This window comes from Nocardioides sp. NPDC058538 (assembly GCF_042719275.1).
Lineage (GTDB): Bacteria > Actinomycetota > Actinomycetes > Propionibacteriales > Nocardioidaceae > Nocardioides.
The window spans coordinates 1-23,958 of sequence record NZ_JBHXNY010000046.1 but is presented as its reverse complement, the minus strand read 5'-3'; the positions used below and the strand labels follow the sequence as shown (position 1 = coordinate 23,958).

Annotated in this window: 20 protein-coding genes; 9 read left to right on the top strand and 11 right to left on the bottom strand. The window is 68.2% G+C overall.

Annotated elements, in window-relative coordinates; translation table 11 throughout:
• Window positions 1-30: 30 nt before the first annotated feature.
• Window positions 31-1,614: a sulfatase-like hydrolase/transferase gene (locus tag ACFWQC_RS25800; protein WP_378684861.1), complete on the bottom strand. Its 1,584-nt coding sequence runs from the start codon at window positions 1,612-1,614 to the stop codon at window positions 31-33.
• A gap of 104 nt (window positions 1,615-1,718) precedes the next feature.
• Between ACFWQC_RS25800 and ACFWQC_RS25795 the strand changes: the two genes are divergently transcribed.
• The 4 genes from ACFWQC_RS25795 to ACFWQC_RS25780 all read left to right on the top strand — a co-directional run bounded on the left by ACFWQC_RS25795 (window position 1,719) and on the right by ACFWQC_RS25780 (window position 6,455).
• Complete coding sequence (locus ACFWQC_RS25795) at window positions 1,719-2,822, top strand: glycosyltransferase (RefSeq protein WP_378684858.1); 1,104 nt, start codon at window positions 1,719-1,721, stop codon at window positions 2,820-2,822.
• A gap of 108 nt (window positions 2,823-2,930) precedes the next feature.
• Window positions 2,931-3,650: a succinate dehydrogenase cytochrome b subunit gene (locus tag ACFWQC_RS25790; RefSeq protein WP_378684855.1), complete on the top strand. Its 720-nt coding sequence runs from the start codon at window positions 2,931-2,933 to the stop codon at window positions 3,648-3,650.
• Window positions 3,651-3,663: 13 nt separating this feature from the next.
• Window positions 3,664-5,718: a fumarate reductase/succinate dehydrogenase flavoprotein subunit gene (locus tag ACFWQC_RS25785; protein ID WP_378684852.1), complete on the top strand. Its 2,055-nt coding sequence runs from the start codon at window positions 3,664-3,666 to the stop codon at window positions 5,716-5,718.
• Window positions 5,715-6,455, top strand: coding sequence for a succinate dehydrogenase/fumarate reductase iron-sulfur subunit (locus tag ACFWQC_RS25780; RefSeq protein ID WP_378684849.1), 741 nt, complete (start codon window positions 5,715-5,717; stop codon window positions 6,453-6,455). Before ACFWQC_RS25785 ends, ACFWQC_RS25780 begins: the two co-directional genes overlap by 4 nt.
• A gap of 67 nt (window positions 6,456-6,522) precedes the next feature.
• Here ACFWQC_RS25780 and ACFWQC_RS25775 read toward each other — a convergent pair whose 3' ends face one another.
• Window positions 6,523-6,939, bottom strand: a complete 417-nt coding sequence (locus ACFWQC_RS25775; protein ID WP_378684846.1) for an organic hydroperoxide resistance protein — start codon at window positions 6,937-6,939, stop codon at window positions 6,523-6,525.
• A 54-nt stretch (window positions 6,940-6,993) separates the two neighbouring features.
• Between ACFWQC_RS25775 and ACFWQC_RS25770 the strand changes: the two genes are divergently transcribed.
• On the top strand, window positions 6,994-7,449 hold the full coding sequence (locus tag ACFWQC_RS25770) for a MarR family winged helix-turn-helix transcriptional regulator (protein ID WP_378684844.1): 456 nt from the start codon (window positions 6,994-6,996) through the stop codon (window positions 7,447-7,449).
• A 3-nt stretch (window positions 7,450-7,452) separates the two neighbouring features.
• Here ACFWQC_RS25770 and ACFWQC_RS25765 read toward each other — a convergent pair whose 3' ends face one another.
• Genes ACFWQC_RS25765 through trpS form a run of 4 tightly spaced genes read right to left on the bottom strand, consistent with a single transcriptional unit; the run spans window position 7,453 to window position 10,204 of the window.
• Window positions 7,453-7,677 (bottom strand): SCO4848 family membrane protein, encoded by a 225-nt coding sequence (locus ACFWQC_RS25765; protein ID WP_091052819.1) that lies wholly within the window; start codon window positions 7,675-7,677, stop codon window positions 7,453-7,455.
• A gap of 13 nt (window positions 7,678-7,690) precedes the next feature.
• Window positions 7,691-8,584, bottom strand: coding sequence for a YihY/virulence factor BrkB family protein (locus tag ACFWQC_RS25760; protein WP_378684841.1), 894 nt, complete (start codon window positions 8,582-8,584; stop codon window positions 7,691-7,693).
• A gap of 45 nt (window positions 8,585-8,629) precedes the next feature.
• Entirely contained in the window at window positions 8,630-9,154 is a 525-nt protein-coding gene (locus tag ACFWQC_RS25755; RefSeq protein WP_378684838.1) for a 2'-5' RNA ligase family protein, read from the bottom strand.
• Between the two features lie 12 nt (window positions 9,155-9,166).
• A complete protein-coding gene (trpS, locus tag ACFWQC_RS25750; protein WP_378684835.1) occupies window positions 9,167-10,204 on the bottom strand; it encodes a tryptophan--tRNA ligase in 1,038 nt (345 codons plus the stop codon).
• A 440-nt stretch (window positions 10,205-10,644) separates the two neighbouring features.
• Here trpS and ggpS point away from each other — a divergent pair, with 440 nt between their 5' ends.
• Window positions 10,645-12,927, top strand: coding sequence for a glucosylglycerol-phosphate synthase (gene ggpS / locus ACFWQC_RS25745; protein WP_378684832.1), 2,283 nt, complete (start codon window positions 10,645-10,647; stop codon window positions 12,925-12,927).
• On the opposite strand, the gene ACFWQC_RS25740 is transcribed toward ggpS, so the two are convergent.
• Window positions 12,924-14,126, bottom strand: a complete 1,203-nt coding sequence (locus ACFWQC_RS25740; RefSeq protein ID WP_378684829.1) for an MFS transporter — start codon at window positions 14,124-14,126, stop codon at window positions 12,924-12,926. The genes ggpS and ACFWQC_RS25740 overlap by 4 nt on opposite strands.
• 120 nt (window positions 14,127-14,246) lie before the next feature.
• On the opposite strand from ACFWQC_RS25740, the gene ACFWQC_RS25735 reads away from it, so the two are divergent.
• Together ACFWQC_RS25735 and ACFWQC_RS25730 are read left to right on the top strand one after the other, a co-directional pair.
• Window positions 14,247-14,459, top strand: a complete 213-nt coding sequence (locus ACFWQC_RS25735) for a helix-turn-helix domain-containing protein (protein ID WP_378684826.1) — start codon at window positions 14,247-14,249, stop codon at window positions 14,457-14,459.
• Window positions 14,459-14,998, top strand: coding sequence for a Clp protease N-terminal domain-containing protein (locus ACFWQC_RS25730; RefSeq protein ID WP_378684823.1), 540 nt, complete (start codon window positions 14,459-14,461; stop codon window positions 14,996-14,998). Before ACFWQC_RS25735 ends, ACFWQC_RS25730 begins: the two co-directional genes overlap by 1 nt.
• Window positions 14,999-15,098: 100 nt before the next feature.
• On the opposite strand, the gene ACFWQC_RS25725 is transcribed toward ACFWQC_RS25730, so the two are convergent.
• Together ACFWQC_RS25725 and ACFWQC_RS25720 are read right to left on the bottom strand one after the other, a co-directional pair.
• Complete coding sequence (locus ACFWQC_RS25725; protein ID WP_378684820.1) at window positions 15,099-18,671, bottom strand: ATP-binding cassette domain-containing protein; 3,573 nt, start codon at window positions 18,669-18,671, stop codon at window positions 15,099-15,101.
• A 294-nt stretch (window positions 18,672-18,965) separates the two neighbouring features.
• Window positions 18,966-21,158, bottom strand: a complete 2,193-nt coding sequence (locus tag ACFWQC_RS25720) for an NADP-dependent isocitrate dehydrogenase (RefSeq protein ID WP_378684817.1) — start codon at window positions 21,156-21,158, stop codon at window positions 18,966-18,968.
• 261 nt (window positions 21,159-21,419) lie between these two features.
• Between ACFWQC_RS25720 and ACFWQC_RS25715 the strand changes: the two genes are divergently transcribed.
• Window positions 21,420-22,511, top strand: coding sequence for an MIP/aquaporin family protein (locus tag ACFWQC_RS25715; RefSeq protein WP_378684814.1), 1,092 nt, complete (start codon window positions 21,420-21,422; stop codon window positions 22,509-22,511).
• Window positions 22,512-22,565: 54 nt separating this feature from the next.
• Here the strand turns inward: ACFWQC_RS25715 and ACFWQC_RS25710 are convergent, their stop codons facing one another.
• A complete protein-coding gene (locus ACFWQC_RS25710; RefSeq protein ID WP_378684812.1) occupies window positions 22,566-22,928 on the bottom strand; it encodes a DUF3017 domain-containing protein in 363 nt (120 codons plus the stop codon).
• 4 nt (window positions 22,929-22,932) lie between these two features.
• Window positions 22,933-23,784: a bifunctional methylenetetrahydrofolate dehydrogenase/methenyltetrahydrofolate cyclohydrolase gene (locus tag ACFWQC_RS25705; protein ID WP_355019684.1), complete on the bottom strand. Its 852-nt coding sequence runs from the start codon at window positions 23,782-23,784 to the stop codon at window positions 22,933-22,935.
• Window positions 23,785-23,958: the final 174 nt, after the last annotated feature.

The following is a 23,958-nucleotide window of genomic DNA, read 5'->3' as shown; positions in this document are numbered from 1 at the left end:
AATAAGAGTTATTTAGTCTACTTTAACCCGTTAGAGCCCCGCGAGATCAAGCGGGCGGTCGGCGGCGTACATCTTCTTGGGACAGCCATCACCGGCGCAGTCGCGGTACTTCTCGCTCAGATCGGCCAGCCGCGAGACCGTCTTGGCGTGGGCCGGGTCGTCGGCGAGATTCCTCATCTCGTACGGATCGTTGGTGCGGTCGTAGAGCTCGGCCTCGCCGGTCGTCAGCTCGACATAGGTCCACCGCCCCACGCGCACCCCGGACCAGAGCCGCGAGGTGCCGTCGGACGTCGGCCACGCCTCGATCGGGACGACACGGGTCTGCTCGGGCGCACGCAGCCACGGCAGGATGTCGATGCCGTCGGGCTCGTGCGGGTCATCGGCGCCGGCCGCCGCGAGCAGCGTCGTGGCGATGTCCGGGTTGGTCAGCGTGGTCCCGACCTCGCGCCCCTTCGGTACGCCGGGACCGCTCATCAGCACGGGGATCCGCAGCGACTCCTCGTAGTACCAGAGCTTGCCGTTGAAGTTGTGGTAGCCGCTCGAGAACCCATTGTCGGAGGTGAACACGACCAGGGTGCGCGCCAGGTCGCCGCTCTTCTTCAGCCCACCGAGCAGCGAGGCGATGTTGCGGTCCAGGCTGCGCGCCGACTCGATCCGCCGCTGGTAGGAGAGCCGGTAGGCGTCCTTCTCGATCTGCGAGGGGTTCTTCCGCGACGGGGACCCCTTCGGGAACTTCTTGCGCGCCTCCGGGAACAGGTTGGGCTGCTGCGGGATCGGCTCGTCGGCGTACTTGTCCCGGTCCTGCTTGTCCGGCACCGGCACGCCGATCGCCCCCTTGGTGCCCGGGAAGCGCTGCTTGGGGTCACCCTTCTCCGTCGGCCCGCCGATGTGCGGTGCCACGTAGTTGACCCACTGGAACCACGGCTTCGCCTCGGCCCCGGGCTTCTTCCTCGCGTCGGTCAGCGCCGCCTTCGCCTGCTGGGTGATGACGGTGGTCGAGTAGCCCTTCGGCTTGACCAGGCGCCCGTTGACGTTGAACTTCGCACCCAGATAGTTGTACGTCGATGGGTCGACGGTCGCGCGCCACTCGTCCCAGCCCGGGGGCAGGTCGCGCTCGGTCCCCGCGTCGCCGTACTCGTTGAGGTACTTCCCGGTGAACACCGTCGAGTAGCCGGCCTCCTGCAACGAGGTGGCCAGGGTCGCGGAGTCGTCGAAGGAGGGATAGCCACCCTCGGGGCCATGGATGGTGTGGGCGCCGTGGTTGTGGGCGTACTGCCCCGAGAGCAGCGAGGCGCGGGCCGGCACGCAGATCGGCGTCGGCGCGACCGCGTCGGTGAAGGTGACGCCGCTGTCGCCCACGAGCTTCTGCACGCTCGGCAGGTAGTCCATGTCGAGGGCGGAGAGGTCGTCGACCGTGATCATCAGCAGGTTGGGCTTCTCGACCGGCATCTCGAAGGCCGGCGTGGCGGTCGAGGGCTGTTCAGAGACGCGCGCGCCCGACGGCTGCTGGGTCGGCGCCTGACCACAGCCCGCCAGCCCCATGACTCCGCCGACGACCCCAGCCACCGTGAGTGCTGCTGCCGAAAGCGTCCAGACCCGTCTGGGTACCGCCACTGATTGTCCTCATCACGCTGGTCATCTACTGGTCGTGCCGATGGTTCATCCCAGGTCAACGCACACGTCGCGCTCTCGCCATCCCCGGGCAGGACGCTGGTCCCATGAAGATGGCGCTGGTCACCGAGAGCTTCTTTCCTACCATCGATGGTGTCACAACCACGGTGAAGGCCATCGCCGACCGCATGATCGAGTCGGGCCACGAGGTGCGGTTCATCGCGCCCGGCCCCGGACTCCCGGTCTACCGCAACAGCCGGGTCGTCCGCGTCTCTCCGATCGCCAAGACCGGCGGCCAGGTACGCAGCGCCCTGGAGTCCTTCGAGCCGGACGTCGTGGTCACCTTCGACCCGGGCCGCCTGGGCCGCAAGGCGCTCGCGTCGCCGACGGCGGCTGCCGCGACCACACTGGTCGTCCAGCAGTCCCCTCTCTCGCCCAAGGCGGCGCTCACCTGGAGCACCTCGATCGCCGCGTACGCCGATGAGATCTTTGTCACAAGCGAGTATCTGCGCCGCATGCTCGCAGCGATCGACGTCGCCGCCGAGGTGTGGGAGCCGGGGGTCGACACGGCCGCATTCTCACCCAGTCTGCGCGACGACTGGCTCCACCGCCGCTGGTCCAGGGCGAAGTCCCGGCCCACACCGCTGGTCGTGGTCGGCTACGCGGGCAACCTCGCCAAGAGCCATGGCGTACGCCGCCTCTCCGAGCTCACCGTGGTGCCTGGGATCCGCCTCGTCATCGTCGGCGACGGACCCCAGCACGGATGGCTCAAGCAGCGGGTCCCGCAGGCGAAGCTGACCGGTCCGCTGGGCACCGGCGACCTGGCCATCGCCCTGGCCTCGCTCGACGTTCTCGTCCACCCCGGCGAGGAGGAGGGATGTGGCCACATCCTGCGTGAGGCCGCGGCCAGCGCCGTTCCGGTGGTCGCCCCGCGCGCCGGCGCGGCGGCTGAGATCGTGCAGCACATGGAGACCGGGTTGCTCTACAACCCCGCCCGTGCCCGGGAGCTCGCGGACGCGGTCGCCTCGGTCGTCTCCGACCCCCGGCGGCACCTGCTCGGCGACCGCGGCCGGGAGCTGGTCGCGACGCGGCCGTGGACCGATGCGGTCGACGAGCTGCTGGCCCGCCTGCTGGCGCTGAGCGAGGCTCGGTCCTCCCCATCTCACGCCATCGCCACGGAGAATGCGCACCCTGCTGTTAGGCTTGCCTAACCCATTCTCGAGATACTCGTCAGTAACCCCACCCGCCCCCGCAGCGACGAAAATGTCACATACTCCCTGCGTACAAGTTCGGGTATGAGGGGTAGTAGCGTGCGTGCCGTGGCAACCACGACTCTGATCAAAGGCGCGCGGTCGACGCGCTCCACGATCGCCCTGAAGCTCCTTATGGCGGCCAGTGGCATCGTCTTCATCCTGTTTGTGCTGGTGCACATGTACGGCAACCTCAAAGCCTTCAGCGGCGAGATGGCCTACAACGAGTACGCCGAGCACCTGCGCACGTTCGGGGAGCCGTACCTTCCGTACGGCGGGCTCCTCTGGATCCTCCGGGTGGTGCTCCTTGGCTCGCTGGTCGCGCACGTCGGCGCCGCTGTGGCTCTCACCATGCGTGCGCACGCTCAGCGGCCAGTCAAGTACGCGGTGAAGAAGAACAAGGCTTCGTCGCTCTCCTCGCGCACCATGCGCTGGGGCGGCGTGACCCTGCTCGTCTTCATCATCTGGCACCTGCTCCACTTCACCATCGTGAAGATCAACGTGGGCACGGGCGGGCAGGCCCCGGACATCACCGAGAACCCCTACCGGCTCCTGGTGAACTCCTTCCTTCCGGAGCAGTGGTGGATGGTCGCCATCTACCTGTTCGCGATGCTCGCGCTCGCGTTCCACCTGCACCACGGCACCTTCAGCGCCATCCAGACGCTCGGGTTCACCAACACCGCTGAGTCGCGTGCCAGGGCCCGCGTCGCCGGCTGGGTCGTCGCGATCGTGATCGCCGGCGGCTTCTCGCTGGTCCCCCTGTTCACCGTCTTCGGCGTCATCTCGTAAGGACATCTGACACATGGCTGCTGGAACCCACTACCTGCCCGGCCTCACCCCGACCAACGAGGCACCGGTCCAGAAATCCGACGACGCCGCGGGCTACTACGTGCTCGGCGACAAGCTCGTCGACCCGAAGGCTCCGACCGGTCCGATCGCGGAGCGCTGGACGACCCGCAAGTTCGAGAACCGCCTGGTCAACCCGGCCAACCGCCGCAAGCTGTCGATCATCATCGTCGGCACCGGCCTGGCCGGCGGCGCCGCTGCCGCCACGCTCGGCGAGGCCGGCTACAACGTGAAGTCGTTCTGCTACCAGGACTCCCCGCGTCGCGCCCACTCGATCGCCGCCCAGGGCGGCATCAACGCCGCCAAGAACTACAAGGGCGACGGCGACTCGGCCTACCGGCTCTTCTACGACACGGTCAAGGGCGGCGACTACCGCGCCCGCGAGTCCAACGTCTACCGCCTCGCCGAGGAGTCGGTGAACATCATCGACCAGTGCGTGGCTCAGGGCGTGCCCTTCGCCCGCGATTACGGCGGTCTGCTCGACAACCGCTCCTTCGGTGGCGTGCAGGTGTCGCGTACGTTCTACGCCCGCGGCCAGACCGGGCAGCAGCTCCTCATCGGCGCCTACCAGGCCATGGAGCGCCAGGTCGCCGCCGGCACCGTGGAGCAGTTCACGCGTCACGAGATGCTCGAGCTGATCGTCGCCGACGGCAAGGCCCGCGGCATCATCGCCCGCGACATGGTCACCGGCGAGATCGAGACCCACCTGGCCGACGTGGTCGTGCTCGCGACCGGCGGCTACGGCAACGTCTTCTACCTCTCGACCAACGCGATGGGCTCCAACGTCACCGCCACGTGGCGTGCGCACCGCAAGGGCGCCTACATGGCCAACCCCTGCTACACGCAGATCCACCCGACCTGCATCCCGGTGACCGGCGCCCACCAGTCGAAGCTGACCCTGATGTCGGAGTCGCTGCGTAACGACGGCCGCATCTGGGTGCCCAAGAACGCCGAGGACTGCGCCAAGGACCCGCGTGAGATCCCCGAGGAGGACCGCGACTACTTCCTGGAGCGGATCTACCCCGCCTTCGGAAACCTGGTCCCCCGCGACATCGCCTCGCGCGCCGCGAAGTACATGTGCGACGAGGGCCGCGGTGTCGGTCCGGAGGTCGACGAGACCCAGCCCGACGGCACGGTCAAGAAGTTCCGTCGCGGCGTCTACCTCGACCTGGGTGCCGCGATCGAGCGCCTCGGCAAGGCCGCGATCGAGGAGAAGTACGACAACCTCCTCGACATGTACGAGCGGATCACGGGTGAGAACCCCTACGAGCTGCCGATGCGCATCTACCCCGCCGTCCACTACGTCATGGGCGGCCTGTGGGTCGACTACGAGCTCTCGACCAACATCGAGGGTCTCTACTGCACCGGTGAGGCCAACTTCTCCGACCACGGCGCGAACCGCCTCGGCGCCTCGGCGCTGATGCAGGGTCTGGCCGACGGCTACTTCGTGCTCCCGAACACCATCCGCGAGTACCTCGCCGACGGGCCGTTCGAGCCCATCTCCGAGGACCACCCGGCGGTCGTCGAGGCGAAGCAGTCGGTCCAGGAGCGGATCGACAAGTTCATGTCGATCAACGGCACCCGCTCGGTCGAGTCGATCCACAAGGAGCTCGGCCTGATCATGTGGGAGTACTGCGGCATGGAGCGGACCGAGGAGGGCCTCAAGAAGGCCATCGGCCTGATCCGCGAGCTCAAGAAGGAGTTCTGGACCAACGTCAAGGTCCTCGGCTCTGCCGACTCCCTCAACCAGGACCTCGAGAAGGCCGGCCGTGTCGCCGACTTCATCGAGCTCGGTGAGCTCATGTGCATCGACGCGCTCAACCGGCGCGAGTCCTGCGGCGGCCACTTCCGAGGCGAGTCGCAGACCGAGGACGGCGAGGCGCTGCGTCACGACGACGAGTTCGCCTACGTCGCGGCCTGGGAGTTCGGTGGCGAGGACGGCGCCCCGGTGCTCCACAAGGAAGACCTGATCTACACCGCCATCGAGATGAAGCAGAGGTCGTACAAGTGAAGCTCACCCTCAAGATCTGGCGGCAGGCCGACGCGTCCGAGAAGGGTGCGCTCAAGACGTACGAGCTGGACGGGGTGTCCTCGGACATGTCGTTCCTCGAGATGCTCGACCTGCTCAACGAGCAGCTCCTGCACAACGACGAGGAGCCGGTCGCGTTCGACTCCGACTGTCGCGAGGGCATCTGCGGCATGTGTTCGCTGATGATCAACGGCGAGGCGCACGGCCCGGAGGTCACCACGACCTGCCAGCTCCACATGCGCTCCTTCAACGACGGTGACACGATCACCATCGAGCCGTGGCGCGCCTCGTCGTTCCCGATCGTCAAGGACCTGATCGTCGACCGCTCCGCGTTCGACCGGATCATCCAGAACGGCGGCTACATCTCGGCCAACACCGGCTCGGCCCCCGAGGCCAACTCGGTGCCGGTCCCGCGCGACAAGGCCATGCGGGCGTTCAACACGGCCACCTGCATCGGCTGCGGCGCCTGCGTCGCCGCCTGCCCCAACGGCTCCGCCTCGCTGTTCCTCGGCGCGAAGATCACCCACCTCGGTGAGCTGCCGCAGGGCCAGCCGGAGCGCTACTCCCGCGTGCAGTCCATGGTCGGCCAGCACGACGCCGAGGGCTTCGGTGGCTGCACCAACATCGGTGAGTGCGCCTCCGCCTGCCCCAAGGAGATCCCGCTCGACGTGATCTCCCAGCTCAACAAGGACCTGCGTAAGTCGATGATCCTCGGCTGACCGTCTGGTCGCCATGTGACAGAAGGGCCGCTCTCCCTCGGAGAGCGGCCCTTCTTCTATGCCGAGATCAGACGACCGCGAGCCTGACCTCGATGTTGCCGCGGGTGGCGTTGGAGTACGGGCAGACCTGGTGGGCCTGCTCGGCGAGCTGCTGGGCGGTCGCGGCGTCGGCGCCGGGGATGGTCACCTCGAGCTGTACGGCGAGGCCGAAGCCGCCCTGGCCGTTCTCACCGATGCTCACGTCGGCGACGACCTCGGAGTCGGTCATGTCGACCTTGGCCTTGCCTGCGACGAGCTTGAGGGCCGAGTGGAAGCAGGCGGCGTAGCCGGCGGCGAAGAGCTGTTCGGGGTTCGTGGCACCGCCGGCGCCACCCATCTCCTTGGGGATGCGGACGTCGGCGTCGATGAGACCGTCGGAGGACTGGACGTGGCCGTTGCGGGCGTCGCCGGTGCTGACTGCGGTGGCTGTGTAGATCGGTGTCATGTGCACAACTATATTGCGCACAACTTAATAGCGCAAGGGGGTAGACTGGTCGGCGTGTCCGGACGTACCTATCCGCAGCTCTCGCTCGACCTTCAGCTCTGCTTCCCGCTGTACGCAGCAACCAGAGCCGTCACGAAGCGCTATGCGACCCTGCTCAAGGACACCGGGCTGACCTATCCGCAGTATCTGGTGATGCTGGTGCTCTGGGAGAGCGAGGAGCCGCTCTCGGTGACCTCCCTCGGCCAGCGGCTACGGCTCGACTCAGGCACGCTGACGCCGCTGCTCAAGCGGCTCGAGACCGCCGGGCTGGTGCGGCGCGACCGCGACGCCGGCGACGAGCGCCGGGTGCTGGTCAGCCTGACCGAGGACGGCCGGGACCTGGAGGAACAGGTCTCCAGCGTGCCGCAGGAGCTCGGCGCATCGATGGGGATCAGCCGTGACGAGGCGCTCGCGCTGCGCGACCAGCTCACCGAGCTGGTCGACCACCTCGACACGGCCGAGTCCTCCTGAGGGCTATCCCCTGGTCAGCAGTCGCTGTACGCCCAGCTTGATCAGCAGGCCGCCGAGGAGAACGTCGACGACCACGAGCACCGCATGGGCGATGTAGTAGGGCTTCGGGCGGGTCTGCTCCGGGTCCTTGGCGGTCTTGACGAGGTTGCGGCCGAAGTTGGTCCAGATCGCGATCGTCCAGACCCCGATGACCAGAAGGAGCGCGCCGTCAGTCTTCTCGAGCTTCATGGGTACGACTCTCTCATTCGTCGGTGTCGTCCCGACGATCGGCCGGGGTCGTCCCCACGTGTGCGAAGCAAGCGGCGTACAGGATCACCATCGAGGTGTAGTGGATCCAGACGACCAGGATGAGGGCGATGCCGAAGGCCTGGAAGGCAGGCTGCCCCTGAGTGGCCGTGAGCAGCAGGGTCGAGGCCTGCTTGAGGATCTCGAAGCCGATCGCGCCGAGCACGGCTCCGGCCCACAGGGGGCGCTTCGGGTTGTCGTTCTGGGGAGCCAGGTGGAACATCGCGAAGAAGAGCACCGTGTTGGCCGCGAGGCCGAGCACCAGGGTGAGGAGGACGATCAGCCAGCCGAAGCCTTCGTCGAGGCCGATCCAGTCCAGGACGTTGACCGAGAAGGTGCGTACGAGGCCGGTGAACGCCACCGCCACCATCAGGATCAGGCCGAGCCCGATCAGTGCGACCAGGTCGCGGGCCTTGGCCGCCAGGAAGCCCGGCTGCTCCTCGTCGGGCACCAGGAAGACCGCCTCGAGGGCCTTGCGAAGTCCATCGATGAAGCCAAGACCGGCGTAGAGCAGACCGATGACACCGATGATCCCGACTGCGCCGGCCGCATTCTCGATGTCGGCGATCTTCAGCTGTCCGGGGTCGTCGCCGACCAGCCCGGGCAGGACCTGGTCGATCGCCGCGACAAGGTCGCTCTCGGCTCCGGAGTACACCTTGGCGATCTCGCCGACGGCGAAGAACGCGAGTGCGAGGATCGGGAAGGTCGACAAGAAACCGAAGTAGGTGATCGCGCCGGCCTGCTGGGCAGCACCCACCTCGCCGTAGTGCTCCTGCGTGCGAATCACCCGGTCCAGCGCCGGGAAGCGCGCACGCAGCTCGGCGATCTTTGCCTTGACCTTGTCTTTCATCCCGAGATCCCCCATCCGTCGTTCGTGGGCGGACCCGAGCCCGCCTCAACCGGTCAGTGCTGCTCTCAGCGCGAACTCCCGCGTCGGGCGCCAGCCATCCGTGTCGTCGTGGACATAGAGGTGGAACTCCTCGACCGACCACTCGCACTCGAAGTCGGCCAGCTCACTGAAAGCCTTGTCGAGGCTAGCGTCGGGAAGGTCGTGAGCGATCGTGACATGCGGGTGATAGGGAAACGTGAGCTTCTGATCGAGCGGACCCTGCCGGACCGCGTTGGCCAGCTGTTCGCAGCCCGAGATGCCCTGCACCACTGCCACGAACACCACCGGCGAGACCGGCCGGAAGGTGCCGGTCCCGCGCAGATGCACGCTGAAGGGGGCGACCCGCGAGGCCGCGGACTCGAGATGGCTCTCGACGTCGGGCAGCAGGTCGTCGTGGATCTCTGTCGGGGGCACGAGAGTGATGTGCGTCGGGATCATGGTCGCCGTCGCGTCCCCTAGAGACGTCCGATAGTCCTGGAGCTGACTTGCCCATGGCTCCGGGATAGCAATGGCAACACCGATGGTGCGCATGCGCCGACCTTACTAGCCGAGCGGCGACGCGGGGGCCACAAAGCCAACCCGCTCGTAGACGTCGGCCAGAGTCTTACGGGCGACCACGCCCGCCTTCTCCGCACCCTGCTGCAAGATGCCGTCGAGGTACGCCCGGTCCTCGAGAACCTCGAAGGTCTTCTCCCGGAACGGGGTGACGTAGTCGACGACGACCTCGGCGAGATCCTTCTTCAGATCGCCGTAGCCCTTGCCGGCGTACTTGCCGACCAGGGTGTCGATCTCGGAGCCGGTCAGCGCGGAGTAGATCCGGAGCAGGTTGGAGACGCCCGGCTTGGCCTCCTCGTCGAAACGGATCTCCATCTCCGAGTCGGTGACCGCGGAGCGAATCTTCTTCGCGGAGATCTTCGGGTCGTCGAGCATGTCGATCAGGCCGGTCGGGCTCGAGGCCGACTTGGACATCTTGATCGTCGGGTCCTGGAGGTCGTAGATCTTCGCGACCTCCTTGAGGATGTAGGGCTCGGGCAGCCGGAACGTCTTCTTGTAACGGCTGTTGAACCTCTGCGCGAGGTCGCGGGTCAGCTCGAGGTGCTGTCGCTGGTCCTCGCCGACCGGGACGTACGCCGGGCGGTAGAGCAGGATGTCGGCGGCCATCAGCATCGGGTAGGAGAAGAGGCCGACCGAGGCCGCGCCCTCACCACCCTTGGCGGACTTGTCCTTGAACTGGGTCATCCGCCGGGCCTCACCGAACGAGGTGATGCACTGCATCACCCAGCCGAGCTGGGCGTGCTCGGGAAGGTGTGACTGGACGAAGATCGCTGACCGCTCCGGGTCGACACCGGCCGCCAGGAGCTGGGCGGCGGCCCGCCGCGTACGCTCGCGGAGCACCTTCGGGTCCTGCTCGACCGTGATCGCGTGCAGGTCGGCGATGAAGAAGAACGGCTCGTGCTCCTCCTGCAGGTTCACCCACTGCCGGACCGCGCCGAGATAGTTGCCGAGGTGGTAGGAGTCCGCCGTCGGCTGGATGCCGGAGAGGACCCTGGGCCTAGTCGTAGGAGCAGTGCTGCCGGTCATGTGCGCATTCTGTCAGCCACCCGCCGAAAGGCTCGAAATGGTGGGAGGAAGAGGATCGAGAACCGATCCGTCCGAGCTGTGGACCCTGCCCGCGGCACCGACCTGCGTGCCGGCCATGGGCCTCGGCGCCCCCCGTGATCAACGTCGAGGACCGTGGTCACCCGCGGTCTTCTCGAAGGCCGCGGGCAGGATCCGCATGACCCATCAACGACAGATTCTCGACGGAGTTATCGAACAGGTGCATCCAATTTCTTACGAGTTTGTGGACCTCCTGAGTGGCTCTACTCAGAGCGGATTCGATGATCCGTCAAATGCCTTTTTCCGGCCCGACACCTGCCCCTGTTAGCCTGTTTGGTCGACCCGCGGATCCTCCAAGGGGTCCGCAGCCTCGGGCCAGCTGCCGAATCGGCCTCGAGGCCAGGCGACCCTCGAGGAGACTTGTGAACGACACGTCCGCTGCCAACGCACGCATGCTGCTTGCGACCGATCTGGACGGAACCTTCCTAGCCGGCGACCCCGAGGCGAAGGTCAAGCTGTACCAGACGCTGAGCCGCCGCGAGGACGTACTGCTGTCCTTCGTCACCGGTCGTGGGCTGGAGTCGGTGCTGCCGCTGCTCGCCGACCCGACCATCCCGACGCCCGACTTCATCATCTGCGACGTCGGCGCCACCATCGTCACCGGCCACGACCTGCTCGCCGTCGAACCGATCCAGCAGGAGATCGCGGCCAAGTGGCCCGGCGAGCTCGCCGTCCTGGAGAAGATCGGCGACCGACCCGGCCTGGTGCGCCAGAACGTGCCCCAGGACCGCCGGGTCTCCTACTTCTGCGACCCCGAGGCCGTCACCGACGACCTCGCCCCGCTGGTCGCGGAGATCGGCTGCGACCTGCTCTACTCCCTCAGCCACTACCTCGACGTGCTGCCCGGCGGGATCAACAAGGGCCACACGGTCACCAAGCTCGTCGAGCACCTCGGAATCTCCAAGGACCGCGTGCTGGTCGCCGGCGACACCCTCAACGACCTGGCGATGTACGACATCGGGTTCAAGGGCGTCTGCGTCGGCGAGGCCGAGGACAAGCTCCTCGACGCGACCCGCGACCAGGAGCGTACGTTCCACGCCACTGCCCCTGGCACCGGCGGCATCCTGCAGGCGATCCGCCACTTCAACCTGCTCGACGACGAGCACATCTACGACCCGGAGAACGACGCCGACGACCCGGGAAAGTCCGACCTCGTCATGGTCTATCACCGGCTCCCCTATGACGAGGTGATCGAGGACGGAGAGGTCAAGCGCCGGCGCCCGAAGTCGCCCAACGGCATCATCCCGACGCTGCTCTCGTTCTTCACCGAGCGCACCGGATCCTGGGTCGCCTGGTCCATCGACGACCCCAAGCGCGGCAAGTTCGCCACCCACACGGTCGTCGACCCCAAGCTCTACCCGGGCCTGGTGGCCTCCCGGCTGCCGCTGTCGAAGAAGGAGGTCGACGTCTTCTACAAGCGCTTCTCCAAGGAAGCGTTCTGGCCGCTGCTGCACACCTTCTGGGAACGCGCGAAGTTCAAGGAGGAGGATTGGAAGGTCTATTGCCGGGTCAACAGGGCCTTCGCCGAGCAGGCAGCGGCCGAGGTGGCGTACGGAGGCATCGTCTGGATCCACGACTACAACCTGTGGATGGTGCCGGCCTACCTGCGGGAGATGCGGCCGGACGTGAAGATCGCGTTCCTGCACCACACCCACTTCCCCGGCGCTGACGTGTTCAACGTGGTGCCATGGCGCCGCGAGATCATCGGCTCGCTGCTGCAGTGCGACTACATCTCGTTCCACATCCCCCGCCAGGTCGAGAACTTCGTCGACGTGGCCCGCGGCGTGGCGCCGGTCGAGGTGATCGAGACCGAGGACTCGGCGCCGCGGTTCCGGACGTACGGCTTCGCTCTCGGTCTGGACACCATGCCCTCGGTGATCGACGTCGGTGGACGCCGGGTGCACCTGGGCGCCAACCCGGTCAGTGTCGACACGAAGCGGATCGAGCAGACCCTGGCCTCCCCCGCGGTGCAGAGCTCGATCGCTCGGGTGAAGGAGGAGTTCGAGGGTCAGCGGATCGCGCTGGCCGTCTCGCGACTCGACTACACCAAGGGCGTGCTGCAGCAGCTCGAGGCCTTCGAGCGTGCGCTGCTCGAGGACCCGTCGCTGATGGGCGAGCTGTCACTGGTGCTGGTATGCGTGCCCGCGGCCGGTGAGATGACCGTCTACAAGACGTTGCAGAACCAGATCGAGCAGGCGGTCGGGCGGATCAACGGCCGGTTCTCGCGGATGGGCTGGATGCCGGTCCACTTCTACTTCCGGCCGATCCCGTTCGAGGAGCTGCTGGCCTACTACGCCAACGCCGACGTCATGTGGATCACCCCGCTGCGCGACGGCCTCAACCTGGTCGCGAAGGAGTACGCCGCGGTCCACGGCCTCCTCGGCACGAGCGGCACGCTGGTGCTCTCCGAGTTCGCCGGGGCTGCCGCCGAGCTGCGCGGTGCGGTGCTGACGAACCCCCACGACGTCTCCGACATGGTCCGGGTCTTCCTGCAGGCAGTCGACATGGACGAGGCCGAGGCCAAGGACCGGATGCGCGGACTGTGGGACACCGTCCGCCACCACGACTCCAAGGCCTGGGCCGACGGGTTCCTCGCGGCGGTCGAGGCGGCCACCGCCACGGATGGCAACGAGGAGGCCCTCTAGGCCCTGCGCCGATGGATGCTGGTGCTCCACAGCAGCACCAGCATCCCGGCGGCGGCCAGGCCCGCGCCGACCAACGGCGCCTCGCGGACGCTCCAGAAGTCGAGGGCCAGGCCACCGGCGAAGGCGCCGAGGGCGTTGGCGATGTTGAGGCTCGCGTGGTTCATCGCGGCGCCGAGGGTCACCGCGTCATCGGCGACGTCCATCAGGCGCACCTGCAGGTTGATCACCAGCACCGACGCCACGGCGGTGGTCAGGAAGGCGACCGGCGCGAGCCACCACCCGGCCGGGGCGACCAGCCAGAAGAGCGTCAACACCGCCACCATGCCCAGGCTGCTCGCGAGCAGTGAGCCCATGACCGACCACCGGGCCAGCTCCCCCGCGACCCAGGTGCCGACGACCATCCCGGTGCCGAACGCGAAGACGAACCAGGGCACCGCTCCTTCGGCCAGGCCGGCGGTGTCGGTGACGATCGGGGAGATGTAGGAGTAGGCCGCGAACATGCCGCCGAACCCGATCGCACCCGCGAGCATCGTCAGCCAGACCTGCTTGTTGGTGAAGAACCGGCTGGCCTCGGAGCGGCCGGTCGCGTTCGGGTCGCCCGGGAAGTGGGGCACCGAGAGCTGCACCAGGACCACGGTCAGCAGGGCGAGGCCTGCTGCGGCTGCGTACGGTGCCCGCCAGCCGGCGGTCTGACCGAGCCAGGTCGCGAACGGGACACCGATCACGTTGGCGACCGAGAGCCCGAGCATCACCAGCGCGACCGCTCGCCCGCGGTGCTTCGGTGCGGCCATCGACGTCGCGACGATGGTCGCGACGCCGAAGTAGGCGCCGTGCGGGAGCCCGTCGAGGAACCTCGCGACCAGCAGCATCTTGTAGTCGACGGCGACGGCGCTGAGCAGGTTGAACAGCGCGTACGCCGCCATCAGCGACAGCAGCAGTCCCTTGCGCGGAAGATGGGCGACGAAGAACGACAGGATCGGTACGCCGACCACCACCCCCACCGCATAGGCGCTGATCAGGTGTCCTGCCGTGGAGGTTCCGACACCGACGCCCTCGGCGATCTCGGGCAGCACGCCCATGGTGACGAACTCGGTCGTACCGATCGCGAACCCACCCGTCGCGAGGGCGAGCATGGCGATCACGAACTGGACGGTGGTGACCGGTCTGACGGCGGTCTCGGGGCTGGCGGTGTCGGTCACTACTGCCTAACCTTCGGCGATTTGTGGGCTATTCCGTGAATCGATGTGACGCGGGTCCCGACGCCCGCGGTTTCGTCAACTCTGGTTGACACGACGTTGGTGTCAACCTATATTGACATCATGACGGATGCGAAGGACCTTGCCGAGTCGGCCGCGAGCGCCCACCCGAGCACTGGCTTGCGAGCCGCGCTCGCGCTGCGTCGCCTCGCCGACTCGCTGGAGCGGCTGCAGGTGGCGAACGCCCGCCGACAGGGATGGGCCTGGCAGGAGATCGCCGATGCGCTGGAGGTCAGTCGGCAGGCGGTCCACAAGAAGTACGCGAAGGAGATGTGATGTTCGAACGGTTCACCAAGCCGGCCCGCGATGCGGTCGCCGCCGCACAGACATACGGCACCGAGCTCGGTCACGAGCGCATCGGCGATGACCACCTGCTGCTGGCGATCGCCTCCAGCGCCGGCTCGTCCGCCGCCCGGGCGCTCGCCGACGCCGGGGTCGATGCCGCTGCGCTGCGGGCAGAGATCGAACGAGCACACGGGCTCCTCGGCAACGACGACGCGGACGCACTCTCCACTCTCGGAATCGACCTGGACGCGGTCCGCTCCAAGGTCGAGGAGGTCTTCGGCGCCGGCGCCCTGGACAGTGGGAAGCCACGCCGCCGTCTCGGCGGGCACATTCCCTTCACCAAGGACGCGAAGAAGGTCCTGGAGCTCTCGCTGCGCGAGGCGATCCGGCTCAAGGACCGCTCGATCGGCACCGAGCACATCCTGCTCGGCATCCTTCGTGCGGAGGGAGAAGGACATGCTGCACTACAGGCCCTCGGCGTGGATGCTGCTGCGCTGCGCCGCACGCTCGAGCACGGCGAGGCCGCCTGACGCCGAGGCGTCACCCCCGCTGGCCGAGGCGTCACCCCGGTCGGCCGAGCTGGCACCGAAGTGCCCAGTCGAACGACGGGGGTGACGCCTCGGCAGGGGGTCAGCCGGCCAGGTGGGACCAGGCCGGTGCCAGCTCGGTCCATGGACCCACTGCAGCGATCTCGCCGTCGACCATGACGACGACCCGGTCGGCCTGAGCGAGCGCGGCTCGCTTCGAGGTTGCGCCGATGACCGTCGTGTGGCGGTCACGCAGCGCCCGCCAGAGCTCGATCTCGGTGGCCGCGTCGAGCGCGCTGGAGACGTCGTCGGCCAGGAGCAGCTCGGTGTCGGCGGCCAGCGCTCGCGCCAGGGCGAGGCGCTGGACCTGTCCCCCGGAGAGGCGTACGCCACGGTGACCGACGATCGCGTCCGCGCCGCCCGCCTCCTTGACGTCGAGCTCGAGCCGCGCGTCGGCGACCGGGCTGTCGAAGGGTCGGTCGTGGCCCAGCCGGATGTTGTCGGCGAAGGTGCCGGAGAGCACTCGCGGCACCTGGGCGACGTACGCCACCTGCCCGGGCCTCAGGAAGGCCTGTGCGTCCTGGACCAGCTCGTCGTTCCACCGGATCGTGCCGGTGTGCTCGATCAGGCCGGCCAGCGACGCCAGCAGGGACGACTTGCCGGAGCCGACCTGGCCCACGAGCAGGACCAGCTCGCCGCGCGAGATCGTGAGCGAGACGTCGGAGACACCGATGGTGCCGTCGTCGTGGACCGCTGACAGGGCCGAGAGCTCGAGGGACTCGAGCGGCACCTGCTCGACCGGACCCGGGTCCGGCGCGTCGCCGGAGACCAGATCGACGCCCGGCGGCAGATCCATCAGGTCACGACCGCCGGCGAACCGGCTGGTCTCCTTCTGCCACGCACGCGTGCCCGGAGCCTCGGTGACGACCATGCCGGCCACCCGGCCGAACCAGTCGAAGCCAGAGACCGCGTTGGCGACCAGCAGCGCGGTGGCCAGACCCCAGCCGCCGCCGAAGTAGATCCCCCAGGCAGCCACGACGCCGCACTGCACCATCAGCGCGGGAACCCCGTCGAGGAATGCCTGAACCCGGTGTTCCTTCACCGCTGCCTCGACCCGTCCTGAGTCGACGTGCTGCAGGTGGGCGTGGACCTGCGGGGTGGCCGCGGCCAGCTTCACGGTGCGTACGGACTCCAGCGCGGAGACCACCGCGCGGCCGAACCTCGCGCGGGCGGCGGAGGAGGCGGCGGCCGAGCGGCCGGCGATCGGCCGACCGACCGCGGAGGCCAGCGCCGAGGCGATCATGACGACCAGGAGCACGGCGCCGGCGAGCGCGGTGCCGGCAAGCAGGGCGGTGATCGTCGCGATGACGAGACCGTTGACGAAGTCGACCCAGCGGTCGGCGTAGCGGGCGTAACGGTCCGCGTCCATCGAGCGTGCGACGACCTCGCCCGGCGGCGTACGCGTCAGGCGGTGCTGGCTGGTCTGACCGTAGAGCACGGCCATCCGGGCCCGCAGCATGACCTCGATCCACCAGCGCGGGTAGCGGTAGAAGGCGTCGGCGAGCATCAGCGGCGCGGCCAGCAGGCTGACCACGAGCAGCACCGACATCACCGTCGGCCTGCCGCCGTCCTGCAGCGACTCGACGATCCGGCCCCACAGGAGCCCGGTGAAGGCACCCTGCGCACCGGTCATCGAGGCGAACAGGAACAGCAGCGCACCCGCGACGCCCCACTCGGGGCGCAGGAACAGGACGTGCAGCATCCCGCGGGCGAGCGACGGCCCGGTGCCGACCTCGGGGACGTCCGGCGGAGCGCCCGAGCGGCGCTTGCCACCGACGTTGCCCTCGGCGACATGGTCGAGGGTGGAGTGGTCGACGGCCGATGATCGGTCCAGTGCAGCCGGCGAGGGTGAGTCGTGGCGATCGGTGCGGCTGGCCTCGAGCAGGTCGTGGAACGGCCCGGGCGTGGTCGCCAGCGAGGCCCGCAGGCCGTGCTGGATCACCCGGCCGTGGTCGAGCACGGCCACGTGCGGCGCGCGCTCGATCGTGGAGAGCCGGTGGGCGATCAGGATGCCCGTACGTCCGGTCAGCAGCCGGTCGGCGGCCGCGACCACCCGGCGCTCGGTGAGCGGGTCCATCCGCGCGGTCGCCTCGTCGAGCACGACCACTCGTACGTCGCGCACCAGCAGCCGCGCGAAGGCGACCAGCTGCTCCTCCCCCGCCGACAGCGAGGTGCCGCCGGGGCCGAGCAGGGTGTCGAGCCCGTCGGGCAGGCCGGCGACCCACTCCGAGAGCCCGAGCCGGGCGACCGCCCGCTCGATGTCCTCGCGCGGACGCAAGTCGTCGAAGAGCGCGATGTTCTCCGCGAGCGTGCCGGCCAGGATCTCGGTGCGCTGAGTCACCACGCCCACGGAGGCGCGCAGCTGCTGCAGGTCGAGGTCGCGTACGTCCACGCCCCCCAGGAACACCGAGCCACGCGGCGGCTCGACGGCCCGGGAGAGCAGCGAGGCGAGCGTCGACTTGCCGGAGCCGGTGCGGCCGACCAGGGCGATGGTGTCGCCTGCCGGCACCGTGAGGGAGATGCCCTGGAGGGCGAAGGTGCCCTCGGCGTAGGAGAAGGTCAGGTCACGCAGGTCGACCTCGAGCGCTCCCCCGTCGGGCACGGGCGCACCGCCTTCGGGCTCCGGCTCGGAGCCCATCATCTGGCGCAGCCGGATGACCGCGCCCAGGCCGGCCTGGATGTCGGGCAGGTGGTTGGCGAGCATCGCGATCTGGCCCACGAAAGTGCTCGTGACCAGGAACAACGTCACCAGTGCGCTGATCCCGAGGCGGTCGTTCGCGGCGAGCGCCACACCGGCCAGACCGATGCCGGCCAGCAGGGAGTGCAGCAGCACGCCGGCGCGACGGCCGACCTTCGCCTCGACCGTGACGACCGCGCGGAACCTCTCGTGCACCGTCGCCGACAGCCGCGCCACCCGGGCGACCACGTGGGCCTGGCCCAGGCTCGTACGCAGATCGTCACGCCCCGCGATGCCCTCCTCGAGCACCGCGGCATGGTCGGTCCACGAGGCCTCCTCGATGACCTTGAGCTCGGAGATCTTGCCCAGCAGCCGGCGGATGACGAACCAGGTCACCACGGCGAGCAGCGGGAACAGGATCGCCGCCGGCCACCAGGTGAAGCTGGCCACGATCCACATCGGCAGCGCCGCGAAGATCGAGCGGAACAGCATCCACAGCTGCCAGCGCAGCAGGTTGCCGACCTCGTGGGAGTCGTCGTCGACCCGGTCGAGGATCTCGCCGACGGCCTGCTCGCTCAGCTCGGAGAGCGGCTGACGCATGGCAGCCTGGAGCACGTCCTCGCGCAGCTTGCCCTCGGCCCGGTCGGAGACCCCGACCCACGCGATCTTGGCGGTCGAGTCGATCAGCGAGGCGCCGATCACGCACAGCGCCAACCAGCCGACCAGGCTCGCGGTCGGGTTCTCCGCCAGCCGTCCGGCCACGACAGTGCCGATCGACTGGGCCACCATGGCCACCGCCAGCGCGATCAGCGCGGCGCCCGTCACCGGCCCCTTCAGGCGTCGCCAGTCGACCTGCCGGCTCGGGTCGGCAGGGTCGGTGGGGACTCCGAGAGCCTTGCCTGAGGTGGGCACGGGCGGAGTCGAGAGCGTCGCAGTCATCAGAAGATCACGGTAAGTGCGACCACCGACACTCACCTAAAGGTTTTCCGCCCTCACCCGCCAGCAAACACCACGCTGACCTGCATCTATAGGAATCAGAAGAAAGATCTGGAGAGCAAAGTCACGTACGCCCGGAAGGTGTCCCGAAATGGGACGACGGCCCAGCACGGAGTCCGTGCCAGGCCGTCGAGAGGTGATGGCGCTCGCTTCGCTCGCGCCTTGCTCCCGCGCTCGTCGGGAAAACGCTTTCGACCTCGTTCCTCGGTCGGCGGTCTCCCTCCTCACTTGGTCGCCTCAGAGAGAGTCGATCGCCTCGTTGAGCGTCGCGGAGGGACGCATCACGGCGGTGACCTTCTCGGGGTCGGGCAGGTAGTAGCCGCCGATGTCGGCGGGCTTGCCCTGGACCGCGAGGAGTTCCTCGACGATCTTGGCCTCGTTGGCGGCGAGGGTCTCGGCGAAGCCCTTGAATGCCGCGGCGAGCTCGGCGTCCTCGGTCTGCGCGGCGAGCTCCTGGGCCCAGTAGAGACCGAGGTAGAAGTGCGAGCCGCGGTTGTCGGTGGTGCCGAGCTTGCGACCCGGGGAGCGGTCGTTCTCGAGGAAGGTCGCGGTCGCACGGTCGAGCGCACCGGCGAGCACCTTCGCGGCCGGGGCGGAGGCCTGCTCGGCGTACTTCTCGAACGAGGGCACCAGCGCGAAGAACTCACCGAGCGAGTCCCAGCGGAGGTAGTCCTGCTCGACCAGCTGCTGCACGTGCTTCGGCGCCGAGCCGCCCGCACCGGTCTCGAACAGACCGCCACCGGCGATCAGCGGGACGATGGAGAGCATCTTCGCCGACGTACCGACCTCGAGGATCGGGAACAGGTCGGTGTTGTAGTCACGCAGCACGTTGCCGGTGACCGAGATGGTGTCCTCGCCGTTGCGCAGACGCTCGAGCGAGTACGCCGTGGCGAGCTCGGGCGAGAGGATCTTGATCTCGAGACCCTCGGTGTCGTGCTCCGTCAGGTAGGTCGTGACCTTCTTGATCAGCTCGGCGTCGTGGGCACGCGACTCGTCGAGCCAGAAGATGGCCGGGGTCTTGGAGTCACGGGCACGGCTGACGGCGAGCTTGACCCAGTCGCGGACCGGGATGTCCTTGGTCTGACAGGCGCGCCAGATGTCGCCGGCCTCGACGTCGTGCTCGATCAGCACGTCGCCGGCCTTGTTCAGGACCCGGACGGTGCCTGCGGCCTCGATCTGGAAGGTCTTGTCGTGGGAGCCGTACTCCTCGGCCTTCTGCGCCATCAGACCGACGTTGGGGACGGTGCCGATCGTGGCCGGGTCGAGCGGGCCGTTCTTCTTCACGTCGTCGATGACGGTCTGGTAGACGCCGGCGTAGGAGGAGTCCGGGATCACCGCGAGGGTGTCGTCCTCGCCGCCGTCGACACCCCAGAGCTTGCCGCCGTTGCGGACCAGAGCCGGGATCGAGGCGTCGATGATGACGTCGGAGGGGACGTGCAGGTTGGTGATGCCCTTGTCGGAGTTGACGTAGGACAGGCGCGGGCCGGCCTCGATCGCGGCCTTGAAGGCGGCCTCGATCTCGGCGCCCTTCTCCAGGCCGGACAGGCCGGACAGGATCGCGCCCAGGCCATCGTTGGCGGACAGGCCGGCGGCCTCGAGGTCGGCGCCGTACCTCTCGAAGACGTCGGTGAAGTAGGCCTTCACGACGTGGCCGAAGATGATCGGGTCGGAGACCTTCATCATCGTGGCCTTCAGGTGCAGCGAGAAGAGCACGTCGTCGGCCTTGGCCTTGGCGAGCGCGTTCTCGAGGAAGGCGTGCAGGTTGGCCACGGACATGTACGTCGCGTCGACGATCTCGCCCGCGAGCACCGGCAGCTCCGCGAGCAGCGTCACCGTCTCGCCGTCGGCCTTCTCGAGCACGATGGAGAGCGTGTCGTCGGCCGGGAGGGTCACGGACTTCTCGTTGGACTTGAAGTCGTGGGAGCCCATCGTGGCGACGGTCGTCTTGGAGTCGTCGGCGAACGGCTTGTTGGTGTGCGGGTGGGCCTTGGCGTACGCCTTCACCGAGCCCGGCGCGCGGCGGTCGGAGTTGCCCTCACGAAGGACCGGGTTCACCGCGGAGCCCTTGACCTTGTCGTACTTGGCCCGGATCTCCTCCTCCGCAGGGCTGCTGGGCGCCTCGGGGTAGTCGGGGATCTGGTAGCCCTTCTCCTGCAGCTCCTTGATCGCGGCCTTGAGCTGCGGGATGGAGGCGGAGATGTTGGGCAGCTTGACGATGTTGGCTTCCGGCGTCTTCGCCAGGTCGCCGAGCTCGCCGAGCGCGTCGTCGGCCAGGTCGAACTGGGCCAGGATGCGCGAGGCCACGGAGATGTCACGCGTCTCGACCTCGACCCCCGCCTTGGCCGCGTAGGCCGAGACGATCGGAAGGAAGGAGTACGTCGCCAGCAGCGGCGCCTCGTCGGTGTGGGTGTAGATGATTCGTGCGGCCATTGCTGTGGCTACTCCTGACAAGTTGCGATCTGCGTATGACTGAGGCCGGGGACCCGGACGAAGGAAAGTGTCTTGACATCAAGATAACAGAAAGGGTGTTGAGACACCGCCCCGCCCCACCTAAGCACCACGATGTGCCGTCGCAAAAGAGTTACTGTGTGTCAACACCTCATGTTGTTCAGGTGACTGCTGATACCTGAGTGCTTCTCGGGTGTCGATGGGTCTGACCGACGTCAACAGACATTGAAGGGTTAAGGGGACATGACTGAGGAATCACTGTCGGCGGCTGAGCCGACCTTCATCCAGAAACTCGCAGCCGAGGTCATCGGGACATTCATTCTGGTGTTCATCGGATGCGGCTCGGTCGTCGCGGTCGTCGCCGGCGCCACCCACGCCGGACAGCCGACCTGGGGTCTCGAGGTCGCCGCTGTCGGCCTGGCGTTCGGTATCGCCGTCGTGATCGGCGCCTACACCTTCGGTCGCATCTCCGGCGGCCACTTCAACCCGGCGGTGACGCTCGGCGTTGCAACCGCCGGCCGGATCAGCTGGAAGGACGCCGGCGCCTACATCGGCGCGCAGTTCGTCGGCGCGACCATCGGCGCGATCGTACTGTTCCTCGTCGCGCTCGCCTCGGACTACAACTCGTGGAACGACGGCGGCCTCGGCGCCAACCGCTTCGGCGACGGGGCCGGCACCGGTCTCGTCGGCGCGATCCTGGTCGAGCTGGTCCTCACCTTCATCTTCGTCTTCATCATTCTCGGCGTCACCGACGTTCGGGCCGGGACCAACGCCACCGCTGCGCCGCTCGCCATCGGCCTTGCGCTGGCCGCGATCCACTTCGTCGGCATCCCGCTGACCGGCACCTCGGTCAACCCCGCCCGTTCGTTCGGCCCAGCCCTCTTCTCGGGCACCGACGCACTGGCCAACCTCCCGGTCTTCCTGATCGTCCCGGCTCTGGGCGGTGCCGTGGCCGGTTTCGTCTACCCGCTGATCTTCAACAAGGACGGCTCCGAGATCGCGGGTGCCGGCCTCGCCTTCGGCGGCGACAGCATGACTCCGGCCCATAGCGTGCCGACCTGGGACTCCCAGGCCGCCGCGCCCGCGGCCCCGGGCGCCGCGACTCCGGCCGCTGCTCCCGCTGCTCCCTCGGCTCCGGCGGCACCGGCGGCTCCCGCCGCGCCGGCCGCGCCCGAGACGAGCGACCGCACCATCGTCTCCGGCGGCTCCGGCACCGGTGGCCAGCCGGCCTGGCAGCAGCCGACTCAGACCTCCGAGGGCGACCTCCCGGTCTACGAGCAGGACGGCTGGCGTTGGGACTACGCCAAGCAGGAATGGGTCCCGATCGAGCAGTAGTCTCGAGAAGCACGAAGGCCGCCCCTCGGGGCGGCCTTCGTCAGTTTGTACGTCCTATTCGCCTGGAACGGTCACCGCGAGGATCCACAGCGCGCCCGCGGTCAGCGCCAGCAGAGCCACGTCGAACCAGCGGTTGCGGACCGCCAGCATCCCGGCATCCTTCGTACGCAGCACCGCACGCCCCAGCGACGCAGCGCCCACCCCGGCGGCGAGGACGATGATCCCCACCCGCCAGTGGCCGAAGCCGACCAGCCCGAGACCGACGATCGCCGCCGTCAGCACCCCGAGGTAGACGAACCCACCGATGGTCGAGGGGAAGCCGCGTACGTCCTGGGGGTCCGTCTTCTCGTGCTCAGGTGTCGCCACCGCCGGTGCGGGAGCCTCCGGCGTGGGGCTGAGCGGGGGGTGGACGGACACCATTTCAGAGCCTTTCGAGAGCCTTCTCGGCGCTGAGGACGATATTGGAGAGCAGCATGGCGCGTGTCATCGGACCCACCCCACCGGGGTTCGGCGACACCCAGCCAGCCACGTCCCATACGTCCTCGGCCAGGTCTCCTGCGATCTTACCGTCGACCCGGGAGACGCCGACGTCGAGCAGGGCCGCGCCGGGCTTGATCATGTCCTTGGTGATGATCCCGGGTACGCCCGCGGCAGCCACCACGATGTCGGCGTTGCGGGTGTGGGCGGCCAGGTCGCGGGTGCCGGTGTGGCACAGGGTGACCGTTGCGTTCTCACTGCGGCGGGTGAGCAGCAGGCCCAGCGGACGCCCGACGGTCAGCCCACGGCCGACCACGACGACCTCGGCGCCCTTGATCTCGACCCCGTGACGCCGCAACAGCTCGATGCAGCCCACCGGGGTGCACGGCAGCGGCCCGTCCTCACCGAGGACCAGCTTGCCGAGGTTGTAGGGGTGCAGCCCGTCGACATCCTTCTCCGGGGCCACCCGGGAGAGCAGCGCGAACTCGTCGAGACCGGTCGGCTGCTGCACCAGGAAGCCGGTGCACGCGGGGTCGGCGTTGAGGCGGTCGATCTCGGCCTCGACCTCTTCCTGGGTCGAGGTCCCCGGCAGGTCGACGCGGATCGACTCGATGCCGATCTCGGCGCAGTCCTTGTGCTTGGCGTTGACGTACCACCGGCTTCCCGGGTCATCGCCCACCAGCACGGTGCCGAGGCCCGGGGTGATGCCCTGGGCCTTCAGCTTCTCGACTCGCTCGGCGAGCTCTGCCTTGATCGCCTTCAGCGTCGCGGTGCCGTCCAGCTTCTGTGCTGTCACGATGTCAATCCTGTCACTCGAGTCTCTGTATTCCTTGTACGCGACGCCGACCCGGCGCATCTTGACCAGATCAAGACCCGAGTCGGCGCGTTCTGACACGATCTCCCGCCGAGTCGGCGCGGCATTTAGAGACGACAAGGCGGGGTTTATGGGTGAGTGGGCGAAGTTGCCCGT